This window comes from Halobacillus sp. BBL2006, assembly GCF_000786645.1.
GTDB lineage: Bacteria > Bacillota > Bacilli > Bacillales > Halobacillaceae > Halobacillus.
The window spans coordinates 1-9012 of record NZ_JRNX01000131.1; the positions used below are offsets into that span (position 1 = coordinate 1).

Sequence of the window (9012 nt, forward strand, 5' to 3'; positions counted from 1 at the left end):
GTCGTTTTCCCCCGCCACCATCATCGCACATAAAAGTCTCGAAACTGAGTCTTCAACAAACGAGATCTTTAATGGAATAAGAAAAAGCTTCAATAAGATATAGCGTAAAAACATCTCAAGAGTTCATTCAGCTCTAGAGATGTTTTTTTATGTAAATAAAGTGGAATACTTTAGGAAAAGATACCTATTTATGAACAAATTGTGTCCATTGTGAGAATTATTTGTTACAATAATAAATAAGATAACGCTTACATGGAATTACTAAATAGAAGGAGTTGTGATCAATGGGTATAGCCGTATTGTTTCTTGTACTTGCAACCGTAACTCCATTTCTCTTCATGCAAATGAAAAAGCCTGCTTTAGCTGCCGTCCAGTCCGTATTATTGGTTGGGATGTGGGTCTACTTTTTCCAAGTATTGTACTTTACAACACCAGCAGCATTCTCCATTACATGGAGTACCTACTATCTAAGCCTCGTTATGGCAGAAGTTGCCTGGGTGATGTTCGTCATAGCTATGGTGAAATCTAATCCAAGGCTTAAAGACACGCTCAAAGAAAGCATGAAATAAAACAAAAAGCCCTTTTCCATAATAGGAAAAGGGCTTTTTAATGTTATCCATCCGTAGGCTGTATTCGAAATAGCTGCACCATTGCTTGCGAAAAGGCAAGGACAGAGATTAAAGCTAAAAGGAATTTAGGACTGTAACCAGAATATAAGAATCCTACAATGGAAATAGCTGTTAAAGCAATACATATGACAAATCCGATGACATTCATCCACATACCTGCGGTTACGTTATGAAGATATTTATTCTGCTCCATAACTGTTTCACCATCCTGTCTTTTTTAATGATCCATTTCCATTTGTTCTTCTTGCTGTTGTTCTTGATTATGGTCACCTTGATCTCCACCATCATGATGGAAACCAAAGGACATGGTGAACAATGATCCTGCGACTAGAATAGCGGCAAGAGCGAAGCCGTGGAACATCATGTTCCAAGGAACGTGACCGCCTCCACTCCCTTTTTCGGTAATGTGCATGAACATGAACAACTGCACACCAGCTTGTAGAAGGGCCAGAATCAAGATTGAAATGATCACCCATCTTACGGGAAGATTAGAGCCTATCACAGCCCAGGCTGCCAACAGTGTCATAGCAATCGACAATAGAAAACCAATCACGTGATTCATAGGTACTTTTTTCTTAGGATCAGCCATTTTATATCACCATCCCAATCAGATAGATACCTGTAAAGATAAAGATCCATACTACGTCCAAGAAGTGCCAATACAAACTTACAACAAATACTTTACGGTTCGTTACGTTAGTCAAACCGCGTCGAGCAAGTTGGATAAGCAGAAGCGTCGCCCATCCAATCCCGACTGTTACGTGAAGTCCGTGTGTACCCGCGAGAATAAAGAAGCCAGACCAGTAAGCACTAGACTGTAATGTTGCTCCTTCGTGAACATAATGGACAAATTCGTATATTTCAAAGCCGAGGAATCCGAGACCCAATAGCAAGGTAATGATTAGCCAGGTCATGAGTCCTTTCAAGGATCCTCTGCGCATTTCATGAATGGCAATTCCGCAGGTAAAACTACTGGTTAGAAGTAAAAACGTCATGATTAATGTCGTTTTCATTTCAAATAGTTCACCGGGATGGGGTGCATCTGCCGTCCTTCCGAACAATACGGCATAAGTCGCAAACAGCGTTGCGAAAAGTACAACTTCAGCCCCTAAGAAGATCCAGAAGCCAAGGATAGCAAATCTCCCTGATTCTGTTCGATATTCCAGTGGTCCTGTTTTCAATTCATGTGCAGACATATCATAACCCCCTCGCCGAGCGTTCGATACGCTTGATTTCATCGACTTCCACATGATATCCGTCATCGTAGTCGAAGGATCTGATACCCATCATGATAAAGCCTCCAATTAAACCGACAATAGCTAAAGGAATCCACTCGAATACTAAAGCAAAACTTGCAAAGGCGAAAAATGCCATCATAATAATTGGCTTTCCAGAGTTGCTTGGCATGTGGATCGGCTCCAGTTTAGACTCATCAAACGTCGTTTCACCTTTTTCTTTCATTGCAAGGTAATAGTCCAAGCCATCGACGTTCGGTAATGTTGCAAAGTTGTAAAAAGGAACTGGAGTTGGTGTCGCCCATTCAAGCGTTCTTCCATTCCATGGATCTCCATTATTTTTTCTCTCACTATAGCGATAACTATAGTAAATGCAATAAACAAATACAGCAAATCCTGCACCCATTCCAAATGCACCTACTGTAGAAATCACGTTTAGTGGCAGCCACTCTTCAATTCTTGTGATGAAGATACGGCGTGGCATACCATCTAATCCCAAGAAATACTGTGGGAAGAAACACACATGGAAACCGATAAGGAACAACCAGAAGCTCCATTTTCCAAGACGTTCATTGAGCTTGTGCCCAAAGATTTTCGGATACCAGAATACAAGTCCTGCGAAACAGGCGAATACGGTACCGGCAATTAGTACGTAGTGGAAGTGTGCAATTAAGAAATAGGAATTGTGGAACTGGAAGTCGGCAGCTGCCATACCCAGCATAACACCGGTAACCCCTCCGACTACGAAGCTCGGAATAAAAGCGAGCGCCCACAAATTCGCTACGGTGAACTCAATTTTCGATTTATATAAGGTTGCCAGCCAGTTGAAGATTTTCACTCCGGTAGGCACGGCAATCAACATCGTAGAAACAGAGAATACAGAGTTAACAAAAGCTCCTGCTCCCATTGTAAAGAAGTGGTGTACCCAAACAAGGAAGCTGAGCAGTGCAATAATGATCATCGACCAGACCATTGCGTGATACCCGAACAATCGCTTACGGGCAAACGTTGCAATGACTTCAGAGAATATTCCGAAGGCTGGCAGGATAACGATATAGACCTCAGGGTGGCCCCACATCCAGAATAAGTTCGCCCACATCATCGGCAAACCTTCACCGGTAAGAGTGAAGAACTGTGCACCGAAAATACGGTCGATCGTCATCAATGCCAATGCTACGGTCAAGATCGGGAACGCGAAGACAATGATGAAACACGTTACAAGAGTTGACCATGTAAAGATTGGCATATGGAACAATTTCATACCAGGAGCTCGCATTTTGAGGATGGTTACCATCAAGTTGACTCCTGTGGCCAGCGTACCGATACCAGAAAGCTGAAGCCCCATTAAGTAGAAGTTCTGTCCTGGTCCAGGACTCATCGCCGCACCAGCTAGTGGTGTGTAACTCGTCCACCCTGCATCAGGAGAACCTCCGATAACAAACGATATATTAAATAACATAGCACCGAAAAAGAATGCCCAGAAACTTGCCGCATTCAGAAACGGAAAGGCAAAGTCTCTCGCCCCTATTTGTAATGGAACAATAATGTTCATTAATCCAATTAGGAAAGGCATCGCCATGAAAATAATCATAACCGTCCCATGTGTTGTAAAAATTTCATCATAGTGCTGAGCGTCTAAGAAGTTAAGGTCTGGAAATGCTAGCTGAATCCGCATCATTAATGCGTCCATTCCCCCGCGGAACAGCATTAAAAGAGCACTAAGGATATACATGATACCGATTTTCTTGTGGTCAACTGTGGTTAACCATTCACTCCATAGCCATTTCCATTTTTTGAAGTAAGTCAAAAGAAAGATGGCTGCCGTAGAAACAAGGACAATGGAAACCATGGCACCATATATAAGTGGTTCACCAGTGACTAAAATGTCAGTGATGTTCATATTTGTTCACCTGCTTTCGTTTAGTACTATTCATGAGATGATGGTACACCGTCTTTGTCTAAATGAAGTTTCTCTTCGTACGCATTACGGTGGCGTTCGATCGCGTAATCTCTTCCATCATTGGTTCCGTGGTCAACCCACTGTAAGTGAGTAGAAGAAAACGCCATCTTGTCGACTAATCCCGGCTTAAGTAAGGAGTCATATTTATCCTGGGTTAACGCAGGGGCATCTTTTTTCGTTTCGTCTACCCATGCATTGAACTGTTCTTCCTTTTCTGCATGAACTTTAAAGGTTTGTTCAGTAAACCCTTCCCCTGTAAAGTTCGAGTTACGGCCATCGTAAACCCCTTCTTCACTCGCTTCGAGGTAAAGCTTGTTCATCATTCCAGCCATATTGTACTTCTGACCACCAAGGGCAGGAATCCATAGAGCTGCCATGGAATCTGCAGAAGATAGGCGGAATTCTATAGGTCTGTCAACTGGAATATGAAGATAATTCACAGTTTCGATCCCTTGCTCAGGATAGCTGAAGAACCATTTCCAGTCTGCTGAAGTAGCGTAAACGACTAACGGCTCTTCCTCTAAAGTAGCGGAAGGATCTTCTGACGTTGCTGATGCTGGATCTTCCAGATCGTATAAAGTTTCGACTGTCGGTACAGACAGCGCGATAACAATAAGAAAAGGAACAACCGTCCAAACAATCTCAATCAAGGTATTTCCATGAATGTTTGGATCATAATCTTTATCTCCCCGACCAGGTCGGTCACGATACTTAATGACCATGTAGGCAAATAAGCCGAAAACGACAACGACAATTGCCAACATGAACCAAAGAGAATATACAATAAGATCATTTTGACTTTGGGCAACTGGACCTTTAGGGTCAAAAATAACCATCTGTTCACATCCGCTTAAGAAGAAAACTAAGCTGAGCGGAATCAAAAATAGCCACTTGGACCGATGCCGCTTTTGTTTCATATGGTGTCACACTCCTATCAATCTATAATTTACAATAAGTACACTTATAATCTATAACTTGATTGATTATAGCAGATATAGTCGAATTCTTGGGACTTGTTCACCGAGTTGTCACATAAGGTTCATGAATCCTTTATATTTCTGCAATAAATTAGCCACGTTTCCACATAATTCCCCCGTGTATATGGAATAAAGTTCACTTAATAGAAGAGTGTTAAACCAAAAGAAGCCTCTCATGAAAAATAAGAGGCTTCTTTCTTATCCTGTTTGATAGGATTTTGCCGAGGCTACAGTTTTTTCACGGATAAAACTCATACAAGTAATAAATAGACTTGAAACAATCAAAGCCAATACCATTCCTAGAATTCCTGTCGAATATAGGTACTCAAAACCAGAAATAAGGATAATTAGCAGCAATAGCGCGAAAACTGTGGAATATGCGCCAATTCCTTTTACAGAACCTTTCCATACCCAGGAATTGGAACGATCAAGTAAGGTTACCGCCACAATCGTTATGATATTCACTATCATTCCTATCCAAACAGGGTGAATGTTCAAATAAAACTCGTTAATGCCCCATCCCCCAAGATGGTACCAGAGCAACCCTGAAGCGGACCCAGTAAACAGGGAAACGAACGCTGCCCTTTTCGTGACGACCGGCCAGAATATAGCCGCAACAACCGGAGCAAAAGTGGCTGAATTTCTAGTCACCCATGCCAGCACATTCCACCATGCCGATTGGTCCGATCTTAGAAAAGCAAAACCTACCATCAGTACAGTTAGTAAGAGAAGCGACCATTTCGTGTAAGTAACCAGCTGTCTATCGGTTGCGTTTCGATTCAGTGCACGACCTACATCACGCCCTAGACTCGTTGCTCCAGAGAATTGACAAGGAGCTCCCCAGCTTAGGGCTGCTGCCCAGAATCCTAAGAAGAATAAGGCTACTAACGGTGCCGGCAGAGTTTCCATTAAATAGAGCGGTACAGCGACCAGTCCTCGCGCTTCGCCAGGAACCACTTGGGCAGCTGATAAACCGAACACCACAGCACCGATAATGAGCGGAACCCCTAACAGCGACGCATAAAGCAATCCATTCCTCCCTTGTTCAGGTGTCTTGCAGGAAAGCGCCATTTGGAATGCGGCCTGGGCAAGAATTACATTAAATAGGAAAGTTCCGAACCAGGCCAGAATCGTTTGTATTCCAACACCACCCATGGAAGCATAGGATGGTTTTTCCTGAAAGAGCGTTTGCAACCCTTCGACCCCAGGGTTTACGAAAAAGGCATAGGTGCCAATCGCAAGCATAACGAAAAACACAATGACGTTACTTAATTGTGTTAATCCTACGGACCACATGCCGCCAAACTGAAGGTATACAAATAATAAAAGAGCTGTAACTCCTACTGAAAGCAATAAAGAAAGACCTGTAAATACTGATAATGCTGAAGCAAAGGCTAGAGCTGTTGCAACGGACCACATTGGAAAAGTGAACGCCGTAATCGCTCCAGCCAGTCCGCGTACTTTTTCCCCATAACGATCACCAAGTAATCCAGAGATCGTCACAAGGGCCTTTTTCCTAAAAGGAGCGATTAAAACTAAAGCAATGATCAGGACCTGTACAGTTTCCGCTACTCCGTACCAGATGGCTGAAACCCCTTGAAGATAACTTAATTCTATAATAGCAATATACGAGGATCCGGAGAAAAGCCCTGTGATACATACGGTCACAAATAATGTATTAAAACCTCGTCCTCCTACAAAATATCCGTTCCCACCCGTAGCTTTCCTTTTCGCCACTTGACTGATTAGGATCAGAAAGAACGTGTAAGCCAAAGCAAAACCAACAAACCAATAGCCAACTGTTGTCATTGAGAAGCCTCCTTCTTTGTTGTTTATACAAAAAAACAACCTCTCCCAATAAGGAAGAGGCTGTTTCTCTTCCTCATCTTCCAGACCCTGACGTCTGTTGGAGTGAGCACCTTGTCAATACTGACAGGTTGCTGCAGGATCGCGGGACCAAGTTCCTCCCCTGCTCTTGATAAGGATGTCGTTTCCGTATAAATTTATCTACCACTGTACAGCAGTGAAAATCTAAAGTCAATTATTAATCTGAAAATTAAAATACCACAAACGAACTTCAACTATTATACAATTCCATCCCGCTCAGGTGGAAATTACCATAGTTAGTTCTTAGGTCACCTATAGAATTTCTGATGGATAAAAATACTTAGGAGGACAACAATGGAATATCTTTTTCTTCTAGCAAGCTTGATCACTGTCGTAGGTATATCCTTTGCAGCTAACAAAATGAACATCATACTGACAGAAAACCAACTCACGCAAAAAACCATTCAATCTGCTCAGACAAGATTTTTCCTATTATCAGCTGTTACAGAAATAATTCCTATTTTGCTGATTGTAATAGCGTTCGCAAATCTACAGTCGATCACAACTTCAATTCATATGTACATATCGATTGTAATGATCGTACTTATTTGGCTTATTGCTCTCGTAAAAATGTGGTTTAATGGACAAGAAACTATCCAACGTGCTTCTACTGAATACAAACAGCAAGTAAATGGTTCTGTATTTATTTCGATTGCCTTTTTGAGCGGTATTCCTCTGGCATCCATTTTTATGCTGTTAAACTTATAATGTATTCCAATCAGAGCTTGGGGCTTCCAAGCTCTTTCTACCTTTCTTCGCTTCGCCTCTTACTTGTGGGCTGAATTTACCCTTAACGATCCAGTTTTAACTGATACATGAATATAAACACCCCTTTTTATACATTAAATTCCATTCAACTCTTCATCACGAATTGTTCAATAAAGGAATAAAAGTTTAAAAATTCCAACATCAGCAATTACTTTCATCTATTGTCAGAATAATGTAATTTATCACAATCTATTGAATTCATAAAAAGCTTATGTATAATAATACACGTGATTGAATTTTCAGAATAAACAATCATAAAGACAAGGAGAGATTCGACTAATGGAAGAATTGCTATCAAGCATTATTGACTTTTCAAATAACATCCTTTGGGGCTACGTCCTCATTGCTGGATTGTTGGGAATTGGAATCTACTTTACCATTGCTTCTCGATTTGTACAGTTCAGGTTTATCGGAGAAATGATTCGTGTTTTAGGTGAAAAACCTCAATTTAAAGATGGTGAAAAAAATATATCACCATTTAAATCTTTCTGTGTAGGAGCTGCCACTCGTATCGGTACGGGAAACCTGGCCGGTGTCGCAGTAGCCATCACACTAGGTGGCCCTGGAGCGGTATTCTGGATGTGGATTGTCGCCCTTCTTGGGGGAGCGACGGCATTCATCGAGAGTACACTGGCTCAGGTATATAAAATTAAGGATTCAAAAGCATTTCGCGGCGGTCCAGCTTATTATATTGAGAAAGGATTAAAAGCTAGATGGCTAGGGATTGTTTTTGCTGTGCTCATTGCTGTAACATTTGGCCTTATATTCAATTCCGTACAAAGTAATACCATTGCCTTGGCTTTTGAGAATGCTTTCGGAGTCAACCGTTTAGTCATCGGTTTAGTCATAACGGCTGTGACAGGTTTAGTTATTTTCGGTGGGGTCCACCGAATTGCAAATCTATCCAGTGTCATCGTTCCGATTATGGCTGTTCTTTATCTATTGATTGCCACAGTTGTGTTGATTATTAATATTGGAGAATTGCCTTCTGTGATTGGCTTGATTGTCGGCCATGCCTTAGGATTCGAACAGGCTGTGGGCGGAGCAATCGGTGCAGCCATTTTAAATGGTGTCAAACGCGGGTTGTTCTCAAACGAAGCTGGTATGGGTAGTGCCCCGAACGCAGCTGCAACTTCTACGACTTCACACCCGGCGAAACAAGGACTCATTCAATCCCTGGGTGTATTTGTAGATACAATCTTAGTTTGTTCTTCAACGGCTTTCATTATTTTACTTGCTCCTGCCTTCCAAGCAGGAGATGTTTCAGGGATTGAATTACTGCAAAACTCACTGAACTCTCATATTGGTGGATGGTCCGGCATCTTCATCTCTGTTGCTATTTTCTTATTCGCCTTTAGCTCTATCATTGGATCTTATTATTACGGGGAAACAAATATTGAGTTTATTAAAGAAAGCAAACCAGCGTTACTTGCTTTCCGTATCGGGACCATGGCTTTCGTATTAATTGGATCCATTTCCAGCTTGAGTCTTGTATGGAAAATGGCCGACCTGTTCATGGCGCTCATGACCGTCATCAACTTGATCGCTATCGGCTT

Annotated in this window: 9 protein-coding genes and 1 riboswitch; of the genes, 3 read left to right on the top strand and 6 right to left on the bottom strand. The window is 41.8% G+C overall.

The window, feature by feature from the left end; all coding sequences use genetic code 11:
- Positions 1-284 precede the first annotated feature (284 nt).
- Complete coding sequence (locus tag LD39_RS04740) at positions 285-569, top strand: hypothetical protein (protein ID WP_035543448.1); 285 nt, start codon at positions 285-287, stop codon at positions 567-569.
- A gap of 43 nt (positions 570-612) precedes the next feature.
- Here the strand turns inward: LD39_RS04740 and LD39_RS04745 are convergent, their stop codons facing one another.
- The 6 genes from LD39_RS04745 to LD39_RS04770 all read right to left on the bottom strand — a co-directional run bounded on the left by LD39_RS04745 (position 613) and on the right by LD39_RS04770 (position 6610).
- Entirely contained in the window at positions 613-822 is a 210-nt protein-coding gene (locus tag LD39_RS04745) for a hypothetical protein (RefSeq protein WP_035543451.1), read from the bottom strand.
- Between the two features lie 24 nt (positions 823-846).
- The gene (gene qoxD, locus LD39_RS04750; protein ID WP_035543454.1) at positions 847-1218 is read right to left on the bottom strand and encodes a cytochrome aa3 quinol oxidase subunit IV; all 372 of its coding nucleotides are present in this window, start codon (positions 1216-1218) and stop codon (positions 847-849) included.
- 1 nt (position 1219) lies between these two features.
- The gene (qoxC, locus tag LD39_RS04755) at positions 1220-1825 is read right to left on the bottom strand and encodes a cytochrome aa3 quinol oxidase subunit III (protein WP_035543458.1); all 606 of its coding nucleotides are present in this window, start codon (positions 1823-1825) and stop codon (positions 1220-1222) included.
- Position 1826: 1 nt separating this feature from the next.
- Positions 1827-3764 carry a cytochrome aa3 quinol oxidase subunit I gene (gene qoxB / locus LD39_RS04760; RefSeq protein ID WP_035543460.1) on the bottom strand — a complete coding sequence of 646 codons (1938 nt, stop codon included), beginning with the start codon at positions 3762-3764 and terminating at the stop codon, positions 1827-1829.
- Between the two features lie 26 nt (positions 3765-3790).
- Complete coding sequence (gene qoxA, locus LD39_RS04765) at positions 3791-4741, bottom strand: cytochrome aa3 quinol oxidase subunit II (RefSeq protein WP_035543462.1); 951 nt, start codon at positions 4739-4741, stop codon at positions 3791-3793.
- Between the two features lie 258 nt (positions 4742-4999).
- Positions 5000-6610, bottom strand: coding sequence for a sodium:solute symporter (locus LD39_RS04770; protein WP_035543464.1), 1611 nt, complete (start codon positions 6608-6610; stop codon positions 5000-5002).
- Between the two features lie 70 nt (positions 6611-6680).
- Positions 6681-6786: riboswitch (SAM riboswitch) on the bottom strand.
- Between the two features lie 196 nt (positions 6787-6982).
- On the opposite strand from LD39_RS04770, the gene LD39_RS04775 reads away from it, so the two are divergent.
- Entirely contained in the window at positions 6983-7396 is a 414-nt protein-coding gene (locus tag LD39_RS04775; RefSeq protein WP_035543467.1) for a hypothetical protein, read from the top strand.
- 339 nt (positions 7397-7735) lie between these two features.
- On the top strand, positions 7736-9012 hold a 1277-nt coding region (locus LD39_RS04780; protein WP_035543469.1), incomplete at its 3' end, for a sodium:alanine symporter family protein.

Coding starts and splice junctions, on each gene's coding strand:
- LD39_RS04740 (WP_035543448.1), top strand. CDS start 285: ATGGGTATAGCCGTATTGTTTCTTGTACTTGCAACCGTAACTCCATTT.
- LD39_RS04745 (WP_035543451.1), bottom strand. CDS start 822: ATGGAGCAGAATAAATATCTTCATAACGTAACCGCAGGTATGTGGATG.
- qoxD (WP_035543454.1), bottom strand. CDS start 1,218: ATGGCTGATCCTAAGAAAAAAGTACCTATGAATCACGTGATTGGTTTT.
- qoxC (WP_035543458.1), bottom strand. CDS start 1,825: ATGTCTGCACATGAATTGAAAACAGGACCACTGGAATATCGAACAGAA.
- qoxB (WP_035543460.1), bottom strand. CDS start 3,764: ATGAACATCACTGACATTTTAGTCACTGGTGAACCACTTATATATGGT.
- qoxA (WP_035543462.1), bottom strand. CDS start 4,741: ATGAAACAAAAGCGGCATCGGTCCAAGTGGCTATTTTTGATTCCGCTC.
- LD39_RS04770 (WP_035543464.1), bottom strand. CDS start 6,610: ATGACAACAGTTGGCTATTGGTTTGTTGGTTTTGCTTTGGCTTACACG.
- LD39_RS04775 (WP_035543467.1), top strand. CDS start 6,983: ATGGAATATCTTTTTCTTCTAGCAAGCTTGATCACTGTCGTAGGTATA.